The 22,363-nt window shown below is 66.9% G+C and carries 26 protein-coding genes and 1 tRNA gene; 17 read left to right on the top strand and 10 right to left on the bottom strand.

Annotated elements, in window-relative coordinates; all coding sequences use genetic code 11:
• The first annotated feature begins 47 nt into the window (after window positions 1–47).
• The 4 genes from IE224_RS09945 to IE224_RS09930 all read left to right on the top strand — a co-directional run bounded on the left by IE224_RS09945 (window position 48) and on the right by IE224_RS09930 (window position 3,562).
• Window positions 48–1,334, top strand: a complete 1,287-nt coding sequence (locus IE224_RS09945; RefSeq protein ID WP_229849323.1) for a DUF5930 domain-containing protein — start codon at window positions 48–50, stop codon at window positions 1,332–1,334.
• Window positions 1,324–1,815: a bactofilin family protein gene (locus tag IE224_RS09940; RefSeq protein WP_167621492.1), complete on the top strand. Its 492-nt coding sequence runs from the start codon at window positions 1,324–1,326 to the stop codon at window positions 1,813–1,815. Before IE224_RS09945 ends, IE224_RS09940 begins: the two co-directional genes overlap by 11 nt.
• Window positions 1,816–1,989: 174 nt before the next feature.
• Window positions 1,990–2,838, top strand: coding sequence for a fumarylacetoacetate hydrolase family protein (locus IE224_RS09935; RefSeq protein WP_191310003.1), 849 nt, complete (start codon window positions 1,990–1,992; stop codon window positions 2,836–2,838).
• 1 nt (window position 2,839) lies between these two features.
• Entirely contained in the window at window positions 2,840–3,562 is a 723-nt protein-coding gene (locus tag IE224_RS09930; RefSeq protein ID WP_191310001.1) for an SDR family oxidoreductase, read from the top strand.
• Here the strand turns inward: IE224_RS09930 and IE224_RS09925 are convergent.
• The 4 genes from IE224_RS09925 to IE224_RS09910 all read right to left on the bottom strand — a co-directional run bounded on the left by IE224_RS09925 (window position 3,559) and on the right by IE224_RS09910 (window position 6,433).
• A complete protein-coding gene (locus tag IE224_RS09925) occupies window positions 3,559–4,359 on the bottom strand; it encodes a DUF2189 domain-containing protein (protein ID WP_229849322.1) in 801 nt (266 codons plus the stop codon). The genes IE224_RS09930 and IE224_RS09925 overlap by 4 nt on opposite strands.
• A 68-nt stretch (window positions 4,360–4,427) precedes the next feature.
• Window positions 4,428–4,922 (bottom strand): pantetheine-phosphate adenylyltransferase, encoded by a 495-nt coding sequence (gene coaD / locus IE224_RS09920; RefSeq protein ID WP_167621489.1) that lies wholly within the window; start codon window positions 4,920–4,922, stop codon window positions 4,428–4,430.
• A 78-nt stretch (window positions 4,923–5,000) separates the two neighbouring features.
• Window positions 5,001–5,462 (bottom strand): CBS domain-containing protein, encoded by a 462-nt coding sequence (locus IE224_RS09915; RefSeq protein ID WP_167621488.1) that lies wholly within the window; start codon window positions 5,460–5,462, stop codon window positions 5,001–5,003.
• A 59-nt stretch (window positions 5,463–5,521) separates the two neighbouring features.
• Window positions 5,522–6,433 (bottom strand): LysR family transcriptional regulator, encoded by a 912-nt coding sequence (locus IE224_RS09910; RefSeq protein WP_191309999.1) that lies wholly within the window; start codon window positions 6,431–6,433, stop codon window positions 5,522–5,524.
• Window positions 6,434–6,531: 98 nt separating this feature from the next.
• Here IE224_RS09910 and IE224_RS09905 point away from each other — a divergent pair, with 98 nt between their 5' ends.
• From IE224_RS09905 to IE224_RS09880, 6 genes are all read left to right on the top strand, one after another.
• Entirely contained in the window at window positions 6,532–8,031 is a 1,500-nt protein-coding gene (locus IE224_RS09905) for a CoA-acylating methylmalonate-semialdehyde dehydrogenase (protein ID WP_191309997.1), read from the top strand.
• A gap of 100 nt (window positions 8,032–8,131) precedes the next feature.
• The gene (locus IE224_RS09900) at window positions 8,132–9,262 is read left to right on the top strand and encodes a carboxylate-amine ligase (RefSeq protein WP_191309995.1); all 1,131 of its coding nucleotides are present in this window, start codon (window positions 8,132–8,134) and stop codon (window positions 9,260–9,262) included.
• Window positions 9,263–9,327: 65 nt separating this feature from the next.
• Window positions 9,328–10,473 (top strand): acyl-CoA dehydrogenase family protein, encoded by a 1,146-nt coding sequence (locus IE224_RS09895; RefSeq protein WP_191309993.1) that lies wholly within the window; start codon window positions 9,328–9,330, stop codon window positions 10,471–10,473.
• A gap of 3 nt (window positions 10,474–10,476) precedes the next feature.
• Window positions 10,477–11,484: an enoyl-CoA hydratase/isomerase family protein gene (locus IE224_RS09890; protein WP_191309991.1), complete on the top strand. Its 1,008-nt coding sequence runs from the start codon at window positions 10,477–10,479 to the stop codon at window positions 11,482–11,484.
• Window positions 11,481–12,347, top strand: coding sequence for a 3-hydroxyisobutyrate dehydrogenase (gene mmsB / locus IE224_RS09885; protein ID WP_191309988.1), 867 nt, complete (start codon window positions 11,481–11,483; stop codon window positions 12,345–12,347). The genes IE224_RS09890 and mmsB overlap by 4 nt, the downstream gene beginning before the upstream one ends.
• A 100-nt stretch (window positions 12,348–12,447) precedes the next feature.
• Window positions 12,448–12,765 carry a hypothetical protein gene (locus IE224_RS09880; protein ID WP_191309986.1) on the top strand — a complete coding sequence of 106 codons (318 nt, stop codon included), beginning with the start codon at window positions 12,448–12,450 and terminating at the stop codon, window positions 12,763–12,765.
• A gap of 20 nt (window positions 12,766–12,785) precedes the next feature.
• Here the strand turns inward: IE224_RS09880 and IE224_RS09875 are convergent.
• Together IE224_RS09875 and IE224_RS09870 are read right to left on the bottom strand one after the other, a co-directional pair.
• Window positions 12,786–12,859: transfer RNA gene (locus IE224_RS09875), tRNA-Gly, on the bottom strand.
• Between the two features lie 41 nt (window positions 12,860–12,900).
• Window positions 12,901–13,383 carry a nucleoside deaminase gene (locus IE224_RS09870; protein WP_229849321.1) on the bottom strand — a complete coding sequence of 161 codons (483 nt, stop codon included), beginning with the start codon at window positions 13,381–13,383 and terminating at the stop codon, window positions 12,901–12,903.
• An 80-nt stretch (window positions 13,384–13,463) separates the two neighbouring features.
• On the opposite strand from IE224_RS09870, the gene IE224_RS09865 reads away from it, so the two are divergent.
• Complete coding sequence (locus IE224_RS09865) at window positions 13,464–15,155, top strand: pseudouridine synthase (protein WP_191309984.1); 1,692 nt, start codon at window positions 13,464–13,466, stop codon at window positions 15,153–15,155.
• A 45-nt stretch (window positions 15,156–15,200) separates the two neighbouring features.
• Here the strand turns inward: IE224_RS09865 and hemP are convergent, their stop codons facing one another.
• Together hemP and IE224_RS09855 are read right to left on the bottom strand one after the other, a co-directional pair.
• Window positions 15,201–15,377 carry a hemin uptake protein HemP gene (gene hemP / locus IE224_RS09860; protein ID WP_167621478.1) on the bottom strand — a complete coding sequence of 59 codons (177 nt, stop codon included), beginning with the start codon at window positions 15,375–15,377 and terminating at the stop codon, window positions 15,201–15,203.
• Window positions 15,378–15,481: 104 nt separating this feature from the next.
• The gene (locus IE224_RS09855; RefSeq protein WP_229849320.1) at window positions 15,482–16,477 is read right to left on the bottom strand and encodes a zinc ABC transporter substrate-binding protein; all 996 of its coding nucleotides are present in this window, start codon (window positions 16,475–16,477) and stop codon (window positions 15,482–15,484) included.
• Window positions 16,478–16,574: 97 nt separating this feature from the next.
• Here IE224_RS09855 and IE224_RS09850 point away from each other — a divergent pair, with 97 nt between their 5' ends.
• From IE224_RS09850 to IE224_RS09825, 6 genes are all read left to right on the top strand, one after another.
• Window positions 16,575–17,069 (top strand): Fur family transcriptional regulator, encoded by a 495-nt coding sequence (locus IE224_RS09850; protein ID WP_229849319.1) that lies wholly within the window; start codon window positions 16,575–16,577, stop codon window positions 17,067–17,069.
• Window positions 17,066–17,809, top strand: a complete 744-nt coding sequence (locus tag IE224_RS09845) for a metal ABC transporter ATP-binding protein (RefSeq protein WP_191309969.1) — start codon at window positions 17,066–17,068, stop codon at window positions 17,807–17,809. Before IE224_RS09850 ends, IE224_RS09845 begins: the two co-directional genes overlap by 4 nt.
• Complete coding sequence (locus tag IE224_RS09840) at window positions 17,809–18,591, top strand: metal ABC transporter permease (RefSeq protein WP_191309967.1); 783 nt, start codon at window positions 17,809–17,811, stop codon at window positions 18,589–18,591. The genes IE224_RS09845 and IE224_RS09840 overlap by 1 nt, the downstream gene beginning before the upstream one ends.
• Window positions 18,592–18,789: 198 nt before the next feature.
• Complete coding sequence (locus tag IE224_RS09835; protein ID WP_370463831.1) at window positions 18,790–18,993, top strand: hypothetical protein; 204 nt, start codon at window positions 18,790–18,792, stop codon at window positions 18,991–18,993.
• A 140-nt stretch (window positions 18,994–19,133) separates the two neighbouring features.
• Complete coding sequence (locus IE224_RS21000) at window positions 19,134–19,523, top strand: hypothetical protein (RefSeq protein WP_229849318.1); 390 nt, start codon at window positions 19,134–19,136, stop codon at window positions 19,521–19,523.
• Window positions 19,524–19,583: 60 nt separating this feature from the next.
• Window positions 19,584–19,856, top strand: coding sequence for a hypothetical protein (locus tag IE224_RS09825; protein WP_191309964.1), 273 nt, complete (start codon window positions 19,584–19,586; stop codon window positions 19,854–19,856).
• 3 nt (window positions 19,857–19,859) lie between these two features.
• Here the strand turns inward: IE224_RS09825 and IE224_RS09820 are convergent, their stop codons facing one another.
• Both IE224_RS09820 and IE224_RS09815 read right to left on the bottom strand, forming a co-directional pair.
• Window positions 19,860–20,222 carry a response regulator transcription factor gene (locus tag IE224_RS09820; protein ID WP_167621473.1) on the bottom strand — a complete coding sequence of 121 codons (363 nt, stop codon included), beginning with the start codon at window positions 20,220–20,222 and terminating at the stop codon, window positions 19,860–19,862.
• Window positions 20,223–20,289: 67 nt separating this feature from the next.
• Window positions 20,290–22,089: an MFS transporter gene (locus tag IE224_RS09815; protein WP_229849317.1), complete on the bottom strand. Its 1,800-nt coding sequence runs from the start codon at window positions 22,087–22,089 to the stop codon at window positions 20,290–20,292.
• Window positions 22,090–22,363 lie beyond the last annotated feature (274 nt).

The raw sequence follows: 22,363 nt of genomic DNA, 5'->3' as shown, positions 1-22,363 counted from the left end.
GCCCGAGTCATCTCGGACGCGCCAACGGGGGACATGATTTGCCAACCTTGACGAACCGCCTCAACGCTTCGCTGGAACGCATCCTGCCGGAAAAACGGCTCCACCTGCGCTCTGACGACGAAAGCCGGTTCGTCCGCCTGCGTCCCCTGACCCAGCTTGTCGGCATCAGCGGCATCACGCTGGCTTTTGGCTGGACGCTGGTTGCAAGCTCGATCCTGGCGATCGACGCGCTCAGCGCCGGCACCTCGGCCCGCGACCAGATCACTGCGACCACCTCGGCCTTCGAGCAGCGCCTGACAGAACTGTCCCAGGAACGCGATGCCCGCGCGGCCGAGGCGCTTGCGGCGCAGAACCGCTTTGCCCTGGCGCTTGACAAGGTCTCGCAGATGCAGACCCAGCTTCTGGCCGCCGAGGAACGCCGCCGGGAACTCGAAGCCGGCCTCGACAGTGTGCAGTCCACCTTGCGCAGCGCCATCGACGAACGCGACAGCGCCCGCGCCGTGGCCGATGCGACCGACGACCATTCCCATGTCCACGCCGAGGAAGTGACCGCCGCGCTGGATATCGTGACGGGCGAACTGCGCCAGGCGGCCGACGAACGTGCCTCCGCCGTCCAGGAAGCCGAGGCGGCCCGCCAGACGGCCGAGGAGCTGGCCCTGGAACGTGAACAGATCCTGGCCCGCAACGACGAGATCCTGACCCAGCTTGAAAACGCCGTCTCGATCTCGGTCGAGCCACTGGACGATGTGTTCCGGTCCGTCGGCATGAACCCCGATGACGTGCTGGAAACCATCCGCGAAGGCTATTCCGGCCAGGGCGGCCCGCTGACCCCGATGAGCTATTCGACCCGTGGCGACGCGGCCCTTTCGAACAGCGAGACGAAGGCCAACCAGATCATCGTCACGCTGGACCAGATGAACACCTATCGCATCGCGATGGAGAAGCTGCCGCTGGCCATGCCGGTGAAGCAGTCGTTCCGTTATACCTCGGGCTTCGGCCGCCGCTGGGGGCGCGCGCATGAAGGCATCGATATGGCGGCCCCGGTCGGCACGCCGATCCATGCCACGGGCGACGGCGTGGTGATCTATGCGGGACGTTTGGGGGCCTATGGCAATCTCATCAAGATCCAGCACGAGTTGGGGGTGGAAACCCGCTATGGCCATCTGTCCCGGATTCGCGTGAAGACCGGCCAAAGGGTGTCGCAAGGCGAACTGATCGGTGATATGGGCAATACCGGACGCTCGACCGGGCCGCATCTGCATTACGAGGTGCGCATGAAGGGTCGGGCCGTTGACCCGATGAGCTTCATCAAGGCAGCCAGCAATGTTCAGTAAGACCCGCGTGACCGAAAAACCCCATACGCCCCCCTCGCCCGCGGCCCCGGGGACCGATGCCGTGGCCCCCGCCCCCCATCATGACCGGCCCGAAGCGCCTGCGGCATCGCCCGCGCGGCGCAATGCGCCGTCGATCCTGTCGCCGGACCTGACGGTTGTCGGCAATATCCGCACCGAAGGCGACATCCAGATCGAGGGCACGGTCGAGGGCGACATCCGCGCCCACCAGCTGGTGATCGGCGAAACCGCCACCATCCGGGGCGAGATCGTGGGCGACGAGGTGGTGGTGAACGGCCGCGTGGTCGGCCGGGTCCGCGGCCTCAAGGTGCGCCTGTCCGCATCCGCGCGGGTCGAGGGCGACATCATCCACAAGACCATCGCCATCGAATCCGGCGCGCATTTCGAAGGTTCGGTCCAGCGGCAGGAAGACCCCATTGCCAACGGCCCGACCAAGAAGCTGGCTCCGCCCGCTTCGGAGTAAGCCTTCTGCCCTTGTCATCCCGGCCCGCCCTGCGCGGGCCGTTTTGTCATGCCTGCCCCGGCCCGACTTTCGCGCGGGCCTGCAGAAAGCATCTGCCAATCCGCAAGAATGCGGCGGCTGGACTTCCGCTAGGGTTCCGGGACAGGTTCGACGGAACGAAACAGGGGAGGACGCATGAAACTGGTAAGATACGGCGCGAAAGGTCAGGAACGACCCGGCATCCTGGACGGCGAGGGAGCGGTGCACGACCTGTCGGGGCATCTGTCGGACATCGATGGCGGTTGCCTGACCACCAAGGGCCTGGCCGCCCTGCGCGCCATCGACCCGGCCTCCTTGCCCCTGGTCGAGGGGACGCCGCAGCAGGATCTGCGGCTTGGGGCCTGCGTGGGCAGCGTCGGCAAGTTCCTGGCGGTCGGCCTCAATTACGCCGATCACGCCGCCGAGGCGGGAATGGACGTCCCGGCCGAGCCGATCCTGTTCACCAAGTGGACCAGCTGCATCGCCGGGCCGGACGACGACCTTGCCCTGCCGCCCGATTCGGCCGCCACCGACTGGGAGGTTGAACTGGGCATCGTGATCGGCGACGGTGGGCGGGACATCGCGCTGGACCGGGCGGCGGATCACATCGCCGGCTATTGCGTCATCAACGACATCAGCGAACGCGACTGGCAGTTGCGGCGTGGCGGCACCTGGGACAAGGGCAAGGGCTATGACGGTTTTGGCCCCATCGGCCCCTGGCTGGTCACCGCGGACGAGGTCGCGAACGCCGCCGCCCTGCGCCTGTGGCTGGAGGTTGACGGCCACCGCTTCCAGGACGGCACGACCGCGACGATGGTTTTTGGCCCGGCCGAGATCGTGTCCTATGCGTCCCGCTTCACGACGCTGATGCCGGGCGACGTGATCGCCACCGGCACCCCGCCGGGCGTCGGGATGGGGCAGAAGCCGCCGGTCTATCTGCGGCGCGGGCAGGTGATGCGCCTGGGCATCGACGGGCTGGGCCAGCAGACCCAGAAGGTCGTCTGACATGGCCGCGGCGCGATCCGTCGTCATCACCGGCGCGGGCAGCGGCATCGGGCGGGCCACCGCGCGGCGCTTCCTGGCCGAAGGCTGGCGGGTCTCGCTGCTGGGCCGCAAGGAAGGCGGCTTGCGGGACACCGCCGGGGACGCACCTGCCCTGATCCTGCCCTGCGACGTCACGGACGAGGCCGCCGTGGACGCGGCCTTCGACCGCTGCCGTGCGGAATGGGGTCGGCTGGACGTGCTGTTCAACAACGCCGGGCGCGGAGCCGATCCCGCCACGCCGGACGAAGTCGATCCCGCCACCTTCCGCGACGTGATCGCAACCAACGTGACGGGGATGTTCCTGTGTGCCCGCGCGGCGTTCCGGCTGATGCGCGCGCAGCACCCGCAGGGCGGGCGGATCATCAACAACGGGTCGATCGCCGCCCATGCGCCGAGACCGGGTTCGATTGCCTATACGACCTCGAAGAACGCGGTCTCGGGGTTGACGAAATCGCTGTCGCTGGACGGGCGTCCCTTTGACATCGCCTGCGGCCAGATCGACATCGGCAATGCCGCGACCGGGTTGCTGGCCCAGGTCAGCGCCAACACGCCGGGCGCGGAACCGCTGATGGACGTGGGCGTGGTCGCCGATGCCGTCCTTCACATGGCCAGCCTGCCCAGGGGCGCGAATGTCCAGTCCCTGACCGTCCTGGCGACCAACATGCCTTTCATCGGGCGCGGCTAGCAGCCTGGCATCACCCGGCGATAAACATGCCAGCTGGCATGGCCCAGGACCGGCATCACCACAAGCAGGCCCAGAAAGCCAGGCAGGATCGCCAGGAACAGCCAGATCGCGATCAGCGCCGCCCAGATTGCCATTACGCCTGGATTTTCCGCCACGGCACGGCAGGACGTGATGATGGCGGTGATGAAATCGACCTCTCGATCAAGCAGCAGGGGCAGGCCCACGACGGTGAAGCAGAACAGCACGGCCGCGAAGCCGCCGCCGATGATCGTGCCCAGGACCAGCATCGCCAGCCCCCTGCCCTCCAGCAGCACCGCAAGCGAGGAGGTGATGTTGGTCAGCGCCGACACGCCCATGAACAGCGCGAAGACCGTATGGGCCACGAAGACCCAGAACATGAACAAAAGCAGGATCACCATCGCCATCGACGGGATCTGCCGCTGGCGCTGATCGAAGACCACGCGCAGGATGCGGGCTGTGTCCAGCGGCTCGCCCGCCTCGATCCTGCGGCTGACCTCGTACAGACCAACGGCCGCGAAGGGCACAATCAGCGGGAAGCCCAGGATGAAGGGGATCAGCCACCATTCCTGCCCCGAGGCCAGCGCGACCGAGGCAAGCACCCAGCCGCCCAGAACATAAAAGGCCGAAAACATCAGGCCGAAGGCAGGCGCGCGGCGGAAGTCGCGCCAGCCCAGGGTCAGCGCCTGCGACAAGTCGGACAGGATGATCGGGCGTGGATCGGGAATGTCGTCGGGCAGGTTCCGGTGGTCGCGCGCGGACAGGTCGGATCGGGTCAAGGATTCCCTCCGGTTCCAGACAGCGCGTTCAGTCCAGATGCTATCAGCGCGGCGACCTGCCGCAAGCCTTATCCGCGAAAGCGGTCTGCTAGGGCCTGCTGGATCGGGGGGGTCACGAACTTGGACACGTCGCCCCCCAGCCGCGCGATTTCCTTGACCAGCTTCGAGGCGATGGCCTGGCGGCGGGCATCGGCCATCATGAAGACCGTCTCGATGCTGGCATCGAGGGCGCGGTTCATGCCGACCATCTGGAACTCGTATTCGAAATCCGCGACCGCCCGAAGGCCGCGCACGATGACCTGGGCGCCCACGTCGCGGGCGCAGTCGATCAGCAGGTTCTCGAACGGATGGACGACGATCTCGCCCCCGGTGCGGCTGGCGATCTGGTCGCATTCGGCCTGCACCATCGCGACCCGCTCCTCGAGGTCGAACAGCGGCTTCTTGTCCCGGTTTATGGCGACGCCGATCACCAGCCGGTCCACCAAGGCCATTGCGCGCTGGATGATGTCGACATGGCCCAGCGTGATCGGATCAAAGGTGCCGGGATAAAGACCGATGCGCATGAACGGGCGTCCTTATGCTTGCCTGCCGCGCAGGGAAAGCCGATTTCTGCCGGGATGGCAAGCGGTTGGGGCGCCGCGTCAGGCGCCCATGATCATGCCGGTCAGGGCCTCTTTCTCGGCCGCCAGTTCCTTCAGCCGCCCGCTGACCGCATCGCCGATGGAGACGACGCCCAGCATGTTGCCGTCGCCGTCCACCACCGGCATGTGGCGGAAGCGGCCCTGGGTCATGCGTTCCAGGATCGCCAGGGCGTCGTCGCTCATCGCGCAGGTCTGCACCTCGCGCGTCATGACCTCGGCGATGGGGGTGGAAAGCACCTCGGGGCCGTGCTTGCCAAGCTGGCGCACGACGTCACGTTCCGACAGGATCCCCTGCGGCTTCCTGCCGTCGTCGGACACCACGACCGCGCCGATGCGCTGTTCGGCCAGCATCTTGACCGCCTCGCCCAGGGTTGCGTCAGGCCGGATGGTCAGGATCGTCTGCGCCTCGATTCCCGGCTTGCCCGAGCTGGATTTCATCGACAGCAACTGATTGACGAGCATGGTGCATCCTTTCTTGGCGACGTGCTTCACGGCCATCCTTTTCCCGGAATCCTGATCCGTCAAGTCCGACAAAGGCGCGGAACGGCCAGCAGCGATTCAAGGCGCGCCACCTCGGCCCGCAGGCCTTGCGCCAACAGGTCGGCCAGCAGCGACAAGCGGCGCGAGGCGCGGTCGTCGGCGTGGCGGATCAACCAGAAGCTGCGCTTCAGCGCGATGCGGTCCGGCAGCACCAGCCGGACGCCGGGCGCAAAGGGAATGGCGAAGTCATGGACGATCCCGACCCCCGCCCCCGCCCGGATCGCCTGCATCTGCACCGACACCGAGTTCGAGGTGATCGCCGCCACCTGCACCCCGGTTTCCGACAGATAGTCCAGTTCGGGGTCGAAGATCATGTCGGGGATATAGCCGATCATCCGGTGGTGCCGCAGGTCTGGCAGGTCGCGGATCGGGGGCGTGTCGCGCAGGTAATCCTCATGCGCGGCCAGGTGCAGGTGGTAATCGGCCAGCCGCTGCACGGTCAGCCGCCCCGTGTCCGGGGGCGAAACCGCGACGGCCATGTCGGCTTCGCGCTTGGTCAGGTTCACGACCCTGGGCAAGGCGACAATCTGGATCTCCAGCCCCGGATGGGCGGCGCACAGATCGCGCGCCACCTGCGGCAGCAGGTAATTGGCGCAACCGTCCGGCGCGCCGATGCGAAGCTGGCCCGTCAGCCCGGCCTCGCGGTCCACAGCCTCGGCCGCGGCATTGGCCCCCTGCTCGGCGGCCTCGGCGGGGGCGACCAGCCGCGCGCCCTCGGCCGTCAGGACATAGCCTTGCGGCGTCTTGGCGAACAGCGCAGCACCCACCGCGCGTTCCAGTCGTGCGATGCGCCGCCCGATGGTGGAGGCATCCATCCCCAGCCTGCGGCCCGCGCCCGACAGGCTTTCGGTTCGCGACACCGCCAGGAAGATGCGCAGGTCGTCCCAGTCCATGCCCGCCCTTTTTGCAAAAACGCAAAACGTCTTTGCCATCCTTCCTCTTTATCCGGCAAATCCGCAAGGCTAGGCTGCGTCCAACCAAGGAGGATTCGATGAAAGAGATTCACCACTGGATCGACGGCAAGGAATACAAGGGCACCTCGGGCCGCTTTTCCGACGTCTTCAATCCTGCCACGGGCGAGGTCCAGGCGCGCCTGTCGCTGGCCACCAAGGCCGAGCTTGACCACGCAGTCGCCCGCGCCGCCGAGGCGCAGGTGGCCTGGGGCGCCACCAACCCGCAGCGCCGTGCCCGCGTGATGATGGCCTTTGTCGGCCTGATAAACCGCGACATGGACAAGCTGGCCGAGGCCTTGTCCAGCGAACACGGCAAGACCTTTCCCGACGCCAAGGGAGACATCCAGCGCGGGCTTGAGGTGATCGAGTTCTGCATCGGCGCGCCGCATCTGCTGAAGGGCGAATTCACCGACAGCGCCGGCCCCGGCATCGACATGTATTCCATGCGCCAGCCGCTGGGCGTCGTGGCGGGCATCACGCCCTTCAACTTCCCGGCCATGATCCCCTTGTGGAAGATGGGCCCCGCCCTGGCCGCCGGGAACGCGATGATCCTGAAGCCGTCCGAACGCGACCCCTCCGTGCCGCTGATGCTGGCGCAACTGCTGCAGGAGGCCGGGCTGCCCGATGGCGTCTTGCAGGTCGTCAACGGCGACAAGGATAGCGTTGATGCAATCCTGGACAACCCGGTGATCCAGGCCGTGGGCTTCGTGGGTTCCACCCCGATCGCGCAGTACATCTATGAACGCGCGGCGGCGACCGGCAAGCGGGCGCAGTGCTTCGGCGGCGCCAAGAACCACATGATCATCATGCCGGACGCCGATCTGGACCAGGCGGCCGACGCCCTTGTGGGCGCAGGCTATGGCGCGGCGGGCGAACGCTGCATGGCGATTTCCGTGGCCGTTCCGGTGGGCGAAAAGACCGCCGACGCGCTGATCGAGCGTCTGGTCCCGCGGATCGAGAAGCTGAAGGTCGGCCCCTATACCGCCGGCAATGACGTGGATTACGGCCCCGTCGTGACCAGGGCGGCCAAGGAAAACATCCTGCGGCTGGTGCAGTCGGGCATCGACCAGGGCGCGGAACTGGTCGTGGACGGCCGCGACTTCAACCTGCAGGGATACGAGAACGGCTTCTTCGTCGGCCCGCACCTGTTCGACCGCGTGACCCCCGACATGGACATCTACAAGACCGAGATCTTCGGCCCCGTCCTGTCCACCGTCCGCGCCGGATCCTACGAGGAAGCCATCGGCCTGGCGATGAGCCACGAATACGGCAACGGCACCGCGATCTATACCCGCGACGGCGACACCGCCCGGGATTTCGCCAGCCGCATCAACATCGGCATGGTGGGGATCAACGTGCCGATCCCGGTTCCGCTGGCCTACCACACCTTTGGCGGCTGGAAGAAGTCGGGCTTCGGCGACCTGAACCAGCACGGCCCCGACGCCTTCCGCTTCTACACGCGCACCAAGACGGTCACCGCCCGCTGGCCCTCGGGCATCAAGGAAGGCGGAGAGTTCAACTTCCGCGCCATGGACTGACAGGCCGAAGGGCGAGATCATCCCCGCCCTTTTCCTTATCCGCCCCTTGCATTGCCGGCAGCCGCGCATTTCCATCCCGCCAGGCCAGCACAGGAAGCCCATGTCCGACGATCCCGACTTCACCCTTGGCATCGAGGAGGAATATCTTCTCGTCGATCCGCAGACGGGCGATCTGGCCCCGGCGCCCGACGCGCTGATGGCTGCCTGCCGGGACGCCCTGGGCGACAGCGTCAGCCCCGAGTTCCTGCGCTGCCAGATCGAGGTCGGGACCCCCGTTTCCGCCGACATCGGCGAAGCGCGGGGCCACCTGGCCCATCTGCGCCGCACCGTGGCACGGATCGCGGGGGAATACGGGCTGGCCCCGATCTCGGCCTCCTGCCACCCCTTTGCCGATTGGCGCGACCAGTTCCACACCGACAAGGACCGTTATCACCAACTGTCGCGGGCCTTGGGTGCGGTGTCGCGCCGGATGCTGATCTGCGGGATGCACGTCCATGTGGGCATACCGTCGCCCGCCCAGCGCATCGACCTGATGAACCAATTGTCCTATTTCCTGCCGCATCTGCTGGCGCTGTCGGCATCAAGCCCGTTCTGGCAGGGCAGCGATACCGGGCTTGCGTCCTATCGCACCACGGTCTTCGGCGGGATGCCCCGGACCGGCTTTCCCCCGCAGTTCGGTGGTTGGGACGAATTCGAACGATCCGTGCAGGTGCTGGTGGACCTGGGCGTGATCGAGGACAGCAGCAAGATATGGTGGGACCTGCGCCCGTCTTCCCGGTTCCCGACGCTGGAAACGCGGGTCTGCGATGCCTCGCCCCGGCTGGACGACACGGTTACGCTGGCCGCGCTGAACCAGGCCACGCTGCGGATGCTGTGGCGCCTGTCGCGCCAGAACCAGCGGTGGCGGCAATACGACCCCTTCCTGCTGGGGGAAAACCGCTGGCGCGCCGCGCGCTATGGCCTGGCGGAAGGCCCCATCGACTTCGGCGCGGGCCGGATCATCCCCTTTGCCCAGGCTCTCGAGGACTGGCTGGCGCTGATTGCCCAGGACGCCGATGCCCTGGGCAGCCAACCCCAGGTGGCCCGCGCCAGGGACATGGTGGCCGGGGGCGGATCGGCCGCACGGCAACGCGCCGTCCTGTCGCGCGCCCTGGCCGCAGGCGCCACCCGCGACGAAGCGATGGCCGAACTGGTGCGCCACCTGATGGCCGAGTTCCACCTCGGCCTGTGACCCTTGCCAGCGGCAGCATCCTGAGGCAATTAAACGCATGTTCAATTAAGGGGAGGGATGAGGACATGGACTTCGCACCAAGCGAGGAACAGCAGGCCATCTTCGACATGGCGCGCGACTTCGGCCAGGACCGCATCGCCCCCCATGCCCGCGCCTGGGAAGAGGCCGGCACCATCCCGCGCGATCTGTGGGCCGACGTGGCGCAACTGGGCTTTGGCGGGCTTTACGTGTCCGAGGAATACGGCGGGGCCGGCCTGTCGCGTCTGGACGGCACCCTTGTGTTCGAGGCGCTTGCCATGGCCTGCCCCTCGGTCGCGGCTTTTCTGTCGATCCACAACATGTGCGGGGGCATGATCGACAAGTTCGGATCGCCCGAAGCCAAAGCCCGCTGGCTGCCGGGGCTTTGCAGCATGGAGACGGTCTTCAGCTATGCCCTGACCGAACCCGGCAGCGGTTCGGACGCGGCGGCCCTGCGGACGCGGGCGGACCGGACAGATGCGGGCTGGCGGCTGAACGGGACCAAGGCCTTCATCTCGGGCGGCAGCTATTCCGACGCCTATATCGCAATGGTGCGCACGGGGGCCGACGGTCCCAAGGGCATCAGCGCGGTGATCGTTCCCGACGGCGTCCCCGGCCTGTCCTTCGGCGCCCTGGAACAGAAGATGGGCTGGAAGGCCCAGCCCACCGCGCAGGTCCAGTTCGATGATTGCGACATTCCCGCCGACCACCTGCTGGGCGAGGAAGGCCGCGGCTTTGCCTATGCCATGGCGGGCCTTGACGGCGGGCGGCTGAACATCGCGGCGGCGGCGCTTGGCGGGGCGCAGGCGGCGCTTGACGCGAGCGTCGCCTATATGGGCGAGCGCCGCGCCTTTGGGCAAAGCCTCGACCAGTTCCAGGCGCTGCAGTTCCGTCTGGCCGAGATGGAGACGGCGCTGCAATCGGCGCGCATCTTCCTACGCCAGGCGGCCTGGAAGCTTGACAGCCGCGCCCCGGATGCCACCAAGTTCTGCGCGATGGCCAAGCTGCACGTGACCGACCGCGCCTTCGAGGTCGCGAACCAGTGCCTGCAACTGCATGGCGGCTATGGCTATCTGGCCGATTACGGGATCGAGAAGATCGTGCGCGACCTGCGCGTCCACCAGATCCTTGAAGGCACGAACGAGATCATGCGCCTGATCGTCGCGCGGGCGATGCTGGCCGAACGGGGGTAGAACGTGGACGATCTGAACATCCGCAAGACCGGCCGCGCCGGGCGCATCACCTTTACCCGGCCCAAGGCCCTGAACGCCCTGAGCCACGAGATGGCAAGGACGATCCACCGCGCCCTGGACGGCTGGCACGATGATGCCGACGTGGCGCTTGTCATCATCGACGCGGAAGGCGACCGGGCCTTCTGCGCGGGCGGCGACATCGCTGCCGTCTATCGCGCCGGGCTGGCGGGCGAACATGCGGCGGGGCAACGCTTCTTCGCCGACGAATACCGCATGAACGCGGCCATTGCCGATTATCCCAAGCCCATCGTCGCCTTGATGCAGGGCTTCGTGATGGGCGGCGGCGTGGGCATGGGCGGCCATGCCAGCCACCGCATCGTGGGTGACACGACCCAGATCGCCATGCCCGAATCCGGCATCGGCCTGATCCCCGACGTGGGCGGCACTTGGCTTCTGTCCCGCGCGCCGGGCCGGATCGGCGAATACCTGGCGCTGACGGGCGCGCGGATGGGCGCGGGCGACGCGATCCACGCGGGCTTTGCCGACACCTACCTGCCCGAAAGCGAATGGCCCGACCTGATCGCTCGGCTGGAGGAAACGGGCGATCTGTCCTTGATCGAAGGTGCACACGCCCCCACTGCCCCCCTGCGGACGATGGATCTGTCGCCCTTTGCCGCGGAGACGGTGCCCGACATCATCGACGCGCTTGAGGAAGACGGCAACGCGCAGGTGCTGAAGATCCTCCACGCCAATTCGCCCCTGTCGATGGCGGCGGGTCTGGCCATGGTGCGGGCAGCGCGGGGCGACAGCCGGATGCAGGATTCGCTGGCCCGCGAATACCGCTTTACCTATCGCGCGACGCAGGACACCGACTTCCTGGAAGGCGTGCGTGCGCAGATCATCGACAAGGACCGCAAGCCCAAGTGGATGGCCGATGCCAGCCCCGACAATGTCGCGGCGCTGCTGGCGCCCCTTGGACCGAACGAGCTGGATTGGGAGGAACGGGCATGAAGATCGCATTCATCGGGCTTGGCAACATGGGCGCGCCGATGGCCCTGAACCTGGCGCAGGCGGGGCATCAGGTGACGGGCTTCGACACCGCCGCCCGCTCCGATGGCCTGACCCTGGCCGACAGTGCCGCCGCCGCCGCGTCGGATGCGGACGTGGTCATCACCATGCTGCCCAACGGCCAGATCCTGCGCACGGTGGCCGACCAGGTGATCCCGGCCATGAAGCCAGGCGCGGTCCTGTGCGACTGTTCCACCGTGGACGTGGACAGCGCCCGCGCCGTGGCCCAGCAGGCCCAGGCGGCGGGACTGGCGGCGCTTGACGCCCCCGTGTCCGGCGGGATCGGCGGCGCGCAGGCAGGCACGCTGACCTTCATGGTGGGCGGGCCGGATGATGCTTTCGCGACCGTCCAGCCGCTGTTCGATATCATGGGCCAGAAGGCCGTCCACTGCGGCGATGCCGGTGCCGGTCAGGCCGCCAAGATCTGCAACAACATGATCCTGGGCGTCACCATGATCGCCACCTGCGAGGCCTTCGCGCTTGCCGACAAGCTGGGCCTGGACCGGCAGAAGATGTTCGACGTGGTGTCCACTTCGTCCGGCTATAGCTGGTCCATGAACGCCTATTGCCCGGCGCCCGGCGTCGGCCCGAAATCGCCCGCCGACAATGACTACAAGCCCGGCTTTGCGGCGGAACTGATGCTCAAGGACCTGAATCTGTCGCAGGCGGCTGCGTCCTCGGCCGGGGCGGACACGCCGATGGGTGCGCTTGCCCAACAGCTTTATCACCAGTTCGTCGAGCATGAAGACGGCCGGGGCCGCGACTTTTCGGCAATGTTGCCACGCTTCGCCGGAAAAAACCGCTAACGCGACGGAACTGTGACGCGTCGATGGAACCGCCGCAGTCCTTGCCTTGTTTTCGAACGATAAGGACAGAAGAACCGGCGAGACGATGATACACAAGGTCATGATGATCGCGACTGCCGCAGCAGCGGCCGTCGGATTGACGGTCTTCGAAGGCCCGACCCCCCAGGCCCAGGGCCGGGCCGGGGCCGATCCCGTTCGCGCCGCGGCTGTCCCCCTTGTTCCCGGAGAGGTGCTGCCCGCGGATCTTGTGGATTTCATCGAACAGCCCGGCCGATACGGCCTGGGCACCGAACCGCGCGGCAGCCGCTATGCCATCGTGCAGGGCCATCTGGTGCGGGTGGACGCTGATACGATGGAACTGCAATCGGTCCTTCGCAAGGACAGCGTCGCCGATGACAGGCCGCCCGCGCGCCCGTGATGTCCGTCAGGGATGATGGTTGGAGCGGGTGATGGGAATCGAACCCACGTATTCAGCTTGGAAGGCTGCTGCTCTACCATTGAGCTACACCCGCGTCGGAAACCGTATAGGCGAGCCGCGCGGGGCGTGCAACCATCATCGGCGGGTCTGGAAGAACCCCTGCAACAGCGCCCGCGCGGGGTCTGCGCCGATGCCGTCATAGACGGCGGGACGGTGGTGGCATTGGGGGTGGTCGAACACCCGCGCCCCATGTTCCACGCCCCCCATCCGCACGTCGCTGGCCCCGTAATAAAGCCGCCCGATCCGCGCGGCCGAGATTGCCGCCGCGCACATCGGACAAGGTTCCAGTGTGACCCACAGGTCATGGCCGGGCAGCCGTTCGGAACCCGCGGCCCGGCAGGCATCGCGAATCGCCAGGATCTCGGCATGGGCAGTCGGGTCCGACAACTCGCGCGTACGGTTTCCTGCCGCCGACACCACGCTGCCGTCAGGGGCCACCACCACCGCGCCCACCGGAACCTCGCCCCGGCGGGCGGCGGCCCTTGCCTGGTCAAGCGCCAGGGCCATATGAGAGGTGAAGCGGGTCATGCCCGCTTGTCGCAAGGGCGCGGCAGCCATGCAAGTCGCCCTTTCCATGCCCTGCCGCGCCCGATAGAAGCGCGACTTTGCCACCGCAGCGATGCGCAGGAGATATCGCCATGACCGACGACAGTGCCCCGAAATCCGCCGACCAGACCCCGGCCTCTGCCCAGTCCCCCGACCGCATTGCCAAGGTGATGGCGCGCTCGGGCGTCGCCAGCCGCCGCGAGGCCGAGCGGATGATCCTGGAAGGTCGTGTTTCGGTCAACGGCAAGAAGATCGACAGCCCGGCGCTTGACGTGCTGCCGACCGACCGCATCGTCGTGGACGGCAAGAAGCTGGACGAGCCGCAGGAAACCCGGCTGTGGCTGTATTACAAGCCCTTGGGCCTGGTGACGACGGAATCCGACGAAAAGGGCCGCCAGACGGTGTTTGATGCCCTGCCCCGCGACCTGCCGCGCGTGATGACCGTGGGCCGGCTTGACCTGACCTCCGAAGGTCTGCTGCTGCTGACCAACGACGGCGAATTGAAGCGCCGGCTGGAACTGCCCTCGACCGGCTGGCTGCGGCGTTACCGCGTGCGGGTCAACGGCACGCCCAGCGACATGACCTTCGCCCCCCTGCGCCGCGGCGCGACCATCGACGGCGAGGAATTCGCCCCGATGGAAATCAAGCTGGACAGCCAGCAAGGCGCGAATGCCTGGCTGACCGTCGGCATCCGCGAAGGCAAGAACCGCGAAATCCGCCGCGCGATGTCCCATGTCGGGCTTCAGGTGAACCGGCTGATCCGAATCGGCTATGGTCCCTTCAAGCTGACCGGGATGGAGAAGAACGAGGTGGTCGAGGTCAAGAAGCGCGTGCTGCGCGACCAGCTTGGCGGCCTGCTGACCGGCGAGGAAACACCTCCGAAGGAACGCGAGATGCGCCCGCGTGGCGCCGAAGGCTCGCGCGGCCCGCGCCGCGAGGACGGTGACGCGCCCCGCCGCACCTTCCGCAGCGCGTCAGGAGGCGAAGGCGACGGCCGCTTTGCCCGCAAGTCCGGCCCGCGCGAGGACGGCGACCGCCCGGCGCGCCCCTGGTCCGGCAAGCCCCGATCCGAGGAAGGCGGCGACCGGCCCCAGTTCCGCGCCAAGCGCCCGCAAGGCGACGGCGACCGCCCCGCCCGCAGTTGGTCCGACAAGCCGCGCACGGATCGCGACGGGGCCTTTGGTGACCGTCCCCGTTTCACCAAGCCTGACCGCGAAGGCCAAGGTGGCAAGCCCGGATACAAGCCGCGCGGCGACCGACCCGAGGGCGACTTCAAGCCCCGTGGTGACCGGCCCGAAGGCGGCTTCAAGCCTCGTGGGGATCGTCCGGAAGGTGGTTTCAAGCCCCGTGGGGATCGTCCGGAAGGTGGTTTCAAGCCCCGTGGGGATCGGCCCGAAGGTGAGCGCAGCTACAAGCCGCGTGGCGACCGGCCCGAGGGAGAGCGTGGCTTCAAGTCCCGCGGGGATCGTGCCGAAGGGGGGTTCAAGCCCCGCCGCGACGCCGATGACGCCGGGCGGAGCTTCAAGCCGCGCGGAGAGGGAAAACCCGGCGACAAGGGGTTCAAGCCGCGCGGCGACCGGGCCAAGGGCGGCTTCAAGCCTCGGGGCGACGGTCCTCGTCCGGGCGGCAAGCCGGCTGGGGATCGCAAGCCCTTTGGAAAACCAGGCGGGCCGAAGCCCGCGCGCGGCGGTGCCGGCGGCGACAAGCCGCGCTTTTCCGGCAAGCCCGGCGGACGGCCAGGTGGTTCGGGCGGCGGCCGTCCCGGCAGCAAGCCGCGCGGCTGACAGGCCTGCTCCCCGGATCGCGCCATGCGTCCGGGGCGGCCTTTCCTATTTCGTCAGGATCAGCTTGCCGGCGCGGGTGATGCGAAGCTGATAGATCTGGTCGTCCAGGATGATCAGGGCCTGGTTGCCCCCGCGGGTCAGCTGGGTCGCGTCATGCTGCGGGATCCGGGCCAGCACGCTGGTGCCGGGTTGCGCGAAGTCTGCGGGACGTACTGCGGTCATGATCAGCCTCTCGAAAATGGGGTCCGTCTTCCTTCACCCGAAATCTGACCAATTCAGTCTGGATTGTCAAAGTAAAAGCGTCGGAAATTTTTGGCGGGGTCAGGTCACTGTGACAGACAATCCGCGATGGCCCCGCCCATCTCGCCCAGTATTTGCGCGTAAAGTCCGGGGCCCGGCTCCAGATCTCCGCCTTCGGGCATCAGTTCGCGCCCGGCCCGAACGGTGCTGCCTTCCGTGACGGCCTGGACCAGTTTCGGGTCGCTGCCATATTCGGGAAAGGCGCAGAGGGCGCCGGACTGGGCAATGCGGGCGCGAATCTCGTTCAGCCTTGCCGCGGACGGGGTGCTGGCGTCGCCAAGGGAAACGGCGATGGCGGGCTGAAGGCCGAAGTGATCGGTGAAATAGCCATAAGCGTCGTGGAAGACGACAAAGCTGCCCCCGGCGTGGGGCTGAAGCTGCGCGCGCAGGCCTTCCTCGAGCCGGAGGATGCCTTCGCCCGCCGTTTCCGCGTTCTGCCTGTAGGCGGCCGCATTGTCGGGATCGGCCTCGGCCAGCGTTTCGGCAATGGCGGCGATCCAGAGGCGGGCGTTCTCGGGGTCCAGCCAGGCATGGGGATCGACATCGCCATGCGCGTGATGATCGTCGTCATCGTGCGCGTGATCGTCACCATGTGCGTGATCATGTGCGTGGTCGTGGTCATGTGCATGGTCGTCGCCATGACCCGAGCCATGCCCGTGCCCATGTTCCTCATGGCCGTGGTCATGGCCATCGTCGTAACCGCGCAGATAGGTGCCCGGCACCTCGAGCAGGCGCAGTTGCGCGACATCGCCGGCGACCGAGGACGCGGCGCGGTCCAGCCAGGGCGTCAGTTCCGGCCCCGTCCAGACCAGCAGCCCGGCCTCCTGAAGCCCGCGCGCATCGGACGGACGCATCTGGTGGTGATGCGCGCTTGCCCCCTTTGGCAGCAGCACCTGCACCTGCCCAAGATCCCCCATCACCTGCTGGACAAGCGAGGCGGTGACGGGCGTGTCAACCACCACTTGCGGCGGTTCGGCCAGGGCTGGACCGGCGGCCAGAAGGCCCAGGGCGGAAAGGATCATGCGCATCATGTCACCTCGACGGGTTGGTTTCTTGCAGGGCCGTGCTTATTCATGTTACATGATAACAAGTCAAACAGAATGTGATAAAGTAACAAGATTGGCCCATCACGATCCTCATTCTGCCTTTGCCCCGCATGACCACCGCGCCTGCGAGGCGCGCGTGCTGGACGAGGCCCGCGACCGTCTGGCTGCCAATGGCGCCCGACTGACCCCCGTGCGGCAGCGGACGCTGGAGATCCTGCTGGAATCGCATCGCGCGATGGGTGCTTATGAGGTGCTGGACCGTCTCGCCGCCGAGGGTTTCGGCCGCCAGCCGCCGGTCGCCTATCGCGCCTTGGAGTTCCTGGTGGAACACGGGCTGGCGCATCGCCTGCAGCGGTTGAACGCCTTCGCCGCCTGCCTGCATCCAGGCCATGACCATGCGCCCGCCTTCCTGATCTGCCGGGAATGCGACATGCTGGCCGAACTGCCCGCCGCGCCCGTGCGCGATGCGCTGACGGAACTGGCCGCCGAGTCCGGTTTCCAGGTGGAACGCGCCACGATCGAGGCCCTTGGCCTCTGCCCCGCCTGCGCCGGCGCGGCACGGCCATGACCGCCCTGATCCAGGCCAGCGGCCTGACGATCCTGCGTCCCGGCGGATCCGAAACTGTCCTGCAAGGCGTCGACTTCCAGATCCGCCCCGGTGAGATCGTGACGGTCGTCGGGCCGAACGGGTCGGGCAAGTCGTCGCTGGTGCGCGCGCTGCTGGGACATATGCCGCTGGCGGCGGGCCATGTCGAACGCAAGTCGGGGCTGCGGATCGGCTATGTCCCGCAGCGCGTGCAGGTGGATACCACGATCCCGATGACCGTGCGCCGCTTCCTGTCCCTGCCCCTGCGCGTCAGCGACGGGGATGCCGCCCGCGCCCTGGCCCGCACCGGGGTCGAGGGGCTCGAGGCGCGCCAGTTGACGCAGCTTTCAGGCGGGCAGTTCCAGCGTGTCCTGCTGGCCCGCGCCCTGCTGCACGACCCGCAGCTTCTGGTCCTGGACGAGCCGACCCAGGGGCTGGACCAGCCCGGCATCGTCGCCTTCTACAAGCTGATCGAGGAGGTGCGCCGCCAAACCGGCGCGGCCGTCCTGATGGTCAGCCACGACCTTCTGGTGGTGATGCGCGCCTCTGACCGGGTGATCTGCCTCAACGGCCATGTCTGCTGCGAGGGCACGCCCCAGCACGTCAGCAGCGCCCCCGAATACCGCGCCCTTTTCGGTGCCGAGGCCGAGGGAACGCTGGCCCTGTATCGTCATCACCACGATCATGACCACGATCACCACCACCACGCCGGGGCGCATTGATGCTGGACGACTTCTTCATGCGCGCGATGCTGGCGGGCTTGGGCATCGCGGCGGTGGCTGGTCCCCTGGGCAGCTTCGTCGTCTGGCGGCGCATGGCCTATTTCGGGGATGCCACCGCCCATGCGGCGATGTTGGGCGTGGCCGTCAGTTTGGCCTTCCAGATCTCGATCTATGCGGGGACGACGCTGGTCGCGGCGGCCATGGCGGTCACGATCTCGGGCCTGGTGACGCGCGGACAGTCGATGGACACGATGCTGGGCGTGCTGTCGCATTCCGCACTGGCGATCGGCCTTGTGGCGATCAGCTTCGTGCCGCAGGCCCGGTCGGACCTGTCGGCCTATCTGTTCGGCGACATCCTGGCGGTGGGCCGGGGCGATCTGGCGCTGATCTGGGCGGGCGCGGCCGGCGTGCTGGCGCTGCTGGCCTGGCGGTGGCAGCGCCTGCTGACAGCCTCGCTGAACGAGGAACTGGCGATGGCCGCCGGCATCGACCCCCGAGTCGAACGGCTGGTCCTGTCCATTGCCCTTGCGGTTGTAGTGGCCCTGTCGATTCGAGTGGTCGGATCGCTGCTGATTTCCGCCATGCTGATCGTTCCTGCCGCCGCCGCCCGCGGATTGTCGCGCAGCCCCGAACGGATGGTCGGCAATGCCGTGCTGATCGCCGCCCTGGCGGTCATGGGCGGGCTGACGGCCAGCCTGTATCTGGACACCCCGGCAGGCCCCTCGATCATCACCGCCGCCGCCGCGTTTTTCGCGTTTTCACAGGTGTTTCGCCGCGCCTAGTGCAGGAATGCCACACCCCCTGCGGTGCCCGTTGCAGGGCCGGAACCAGGGGCCGCGGGGGGTGTTGGCCAATATGCAACAGTCAGCATGAACCAGCGACGGATTTGAACCAATGCAGCTTTCAAACGTCTGGGGATTGTGTAACTGTCGCCTCGATGTTGCCGGTGACGGCAGCCTTCAACGAAACGGAGCATGATCATGACCAAATTCGCTACTTTCGCTGCCGCTCTCGGCCTGACCGCCACTTCGGCTCTGGCTGGTGGCTATGTCGCCCCCGTCGTCGACGTCGAGCCCGTCGTTGTGGAGGAGCGTCCCGCTTCGACCAACGCTGGTCTGGTTGTCCCGGCGCTGCTGCTGCTGGGCGTCATCGCCGCCGTTGCTTCGGACGACGACGACAGCTGATATCCGAAGCGGAACTCCGGTTCCGTCACGGTTTAAAGGGCTGGCCTTTTGGCCGGCCCTTTTCCATTTGCGCGCCTCGACAGGCCTGCCCTGCGGGCGTAGCATCGTCCCTGTCCGACGGTCTGCCTGCGGGGGTGATCATGCATCGCTATCTGGTCCTTGGCCTTCTGGCCTTTCCCGCCCCGGTTGTGGCGCAAACCGAGACCCAGGAAGGCCTTGGCCTGATCGAGCGGGGCCTTGGCATCATCGCCGAAAACCTGTGGACCGAATTCGGCCCCCAGCTTGACCAGTTGGGACAGGGCATGGGCAATGCGCTGACCGACCTTGGCCCGGTCCTTCAGGACCTGGGCGTGCTGGTGGACGACCTGGGCAATTACCAGGCGCCCGAGCGGCTGGAGAATGGCGACATCCTGATCCGCCGCAGAGCCGACGCTCCACCGCCCCCGCCGCTGCCCGATGCCCCTTCGGCAGACGGCGATGTAACACCCTCGGTTCCGGTGGACCCGGACCAGCCCGAAATTCCGCTATAGGCTCTGGACCCGCCCGGACCGCACGGGCTAGGCTGCGGAAAACGCAAGGGGATGAAGGACATGGGCGATTTGCTGGCGGCGCAGGCAAGCGACATCTTCCGCATCGGCCTGCTGGTGATGCTGCTGCTGACGACGCTGCGCAACCGCCCCATTACCGGGATGCTGCTGCCCTTGGCTGCGGGCGCGTTGTTCGTGGCGGTCATCATCCCCATGACCGGCACCAGCCCCCGCCCCGAGCCGGTGATGCAGCAGGTTCTGGCGGGCCTTCTGGTCAATGCCGCCTATATCGCCCTGGGGCTTGGCGCCTGGTCGCTGTGGACGGCGCGGCGCTGATCGTCAGCTTAGCAGGCGCGTCATCTCGGCCCGCAGTTCCGACAGTTCGAAGGGCTTCGCGATGAAGCCGTCCGCCCCAAGCGCCAGCCCGCGCCGCTTTTCGACGATGGACCCGCGCGCGGTCATCAGAAGGATGCGGACGCCCGACAGGCCCGGATCGGCGCGCAGCTTTTCCACGACCTCGTAGCCCGAGATGTCGGGCAGCATCACGTCCAGCAACACAAGATCCGGGCGCTCGCTGCGGATCGCGCTTAACGCGGTGCCGCCTTCAGCATGGCGCGAATGGACGTGGCCCTCGCGCGCCAAAAGGAACTCCAGGGCCACGGCGATGTTGTCCTCGTCCTCGACAACCAGAATGCGCGCCATGGGCCAAGCCTTCCTCTGCTAGGGGTAAAAGGCCGGACCGGGGCAACCCCGGACCGGCCGTCATCGGTCAGACGTTGTCGTCTGCGAAGATGTCCTTCTTGTGGCTGTCGTTCGGCACGAACAGGGTGCCGATGATCACCGTCATCACGGCGATCACGATCGCATACCACAGGCCCGCATAGATGTTGCCGGTCTGGGCCGAGATCGCGAAGGCAGTCGCGGGCAGCAGGCCGCCGAACCAGCCGTTGCCGATGTGATAGGGCAGCGACAGGCCGGAATAGCGGATGCGGGTCGGGTAAAGCTCGACCAGTTGGGCCGCGATCGGGCCATAGACCATCGTCACCAGAACGATCAGATAGGTCAGGATCAAAACGATCTGGATGTTCTGAGCCTTGAAGATGTCGAAGAAGTGGCTGGCCTTGGCAACCGTGGTATTGTCCGCCGCCGTCAGCGGATAACCGGCGGCGGTCAGGGCCGCGTTCACCTCGGCCGTGAAGCGTGCCTTTTCGGCGGCCAGGGCGTCGCCCGTCAGCGTGTTGCCGTCATAGGACTGCACAACGGTTTCGCCGATGCTGACCGACGCCACGGTGCCCGCCGGAGCATCCACCGTTTCCTGGACGTTGACCGATGATTTAGACAGCGCCGCCTTCAGGATGTCGCAGCTGTTGTTGAACTGCGCGGTGCCCACCGGGTTGAACTGGAACGAGCAGTCGTCGGGCGCGGCCGTGACCGTGACAGGCGTGTTCTGCGCCGCGGCCAGCGCGGGGTTCGCGACGCTGGTCAGCATCGGGAAGACCCACATGTAGGTCGCCGCAGCCAGGGCACAGCCGCCCAGGATGATCGGCTTGCGGCCGATGCGGTCGGACAGCGAGCCGAAGAAGATGAAGCCCGCGGTGCCCAGGATCAGCGACCAGGCCACGAAGACGTTGGCGCTGAACTGGTCGACCTTCACGACGTTCTGGATGAAGAACAGCGCGTAGAACTGGCCCGAATACCAGACCACGGCCTGGCCGGCCGTCAGGCCCAGCAGCGCGATCAGGGCGATCTTGCCGTTCTTCCAGTTGCCGAAGGCTTCTTTCAGCGGGGCTTTCGACTGCGCGCCTTCTTCCTTCATCTTCTTGAAGGCAGGCGATTCGTTCATCTGCAGGCGGATATACAGCGAGATCAGCAGCAGGAAGACCGAACCCAGGAACGGGATGCGCCAGCCCCAAGCCTTGAAGGGCTCCAGCATGACCTGTGCGCCGGCGGCGTCCAGCAGCGGTTGCCCGTCCAGGCCCAGTTGCGGCACGGCGGGATAATTTGCGTTCACATAGGACGTGACCAGCAGGATCACGACCAGCGACAGCAGCAGGCCCAGCGTGGCCGTGGTCTGGATGAACGCCGTGAAATAGCCGCGCTGATTGGCCGGGGCGTGTTCGGCCACATAGACCGCCGCGCCGCCATATTCGCCCCCAAGCGCCAGGCCCTGCAACATTCGCAGCACGATCAGGATGATCGGCGCCGCGATCCCCCAGGACGCATAGCCGGGCAGAAGGCCGACCAGGAAGGTCGAGAAGCCCATGATCAGGATGGTGGCCAGGAAGGTGTACTTCCGGCCGATCAGGTCGCCCAGGGCGCCAAAGACAAGCGCGCCAAAGGGACGGACCAGGAAGCCCGCGGCAAAGGCCAGAAGCGCGAAGACGTTCCGGGTGGCCTCGGGGAAGGCGGTAAAGAACTGCGCCCCGATGATCGCCGCCAGCGAACCATACAGGTAGAAGTCATACCATTCGAAGATCGTGCCCGCGGACGAGGCCAGGATGACCTTCTTTTCCTCGGACGTCATGGGACGCGAACGGGTCGTCGCGTCGGGCGATGCATAAGCCATCATTCCTCCTCCTGTTGAACCGGCCTTGCGCCGGCATGGGATCCCATCAGGCATGGGCAGCGGGCAAGCCTTTCCTGGCCGCGTTCCGGGCCTTGCCGGAACAGCGCGCTGCCTTTCCTGTCGGGCTGGTCTTGCAGCACCCGATCCTCCTTCGGATGCCGCGCTGTCGTGGATGCAGAGGGACTAGCCCCCTTTTTTCACCCTCTGTTCATCCTGTTCTGGATGAGGTCGTCGACGACTTCGGGTTCGGCGAGGGTGGAGATGTCGCCGAGGCTGC

The sequence above is a fragment of the Paracoccus aerius genome (assembly GCF_014656455.1).
Lineage (GTDB): Bacteria > Pseudomonadota > Alphaproteobacteria > Rhodobacterales > Rhodobacteraceae > Paracoccus > Paracoccus aerius.
The sequence above is the reverse complement of the archived record's forward strand: the minus strand, read 5'-3'. Positions and strand labels throughout refer to the sequence as shown.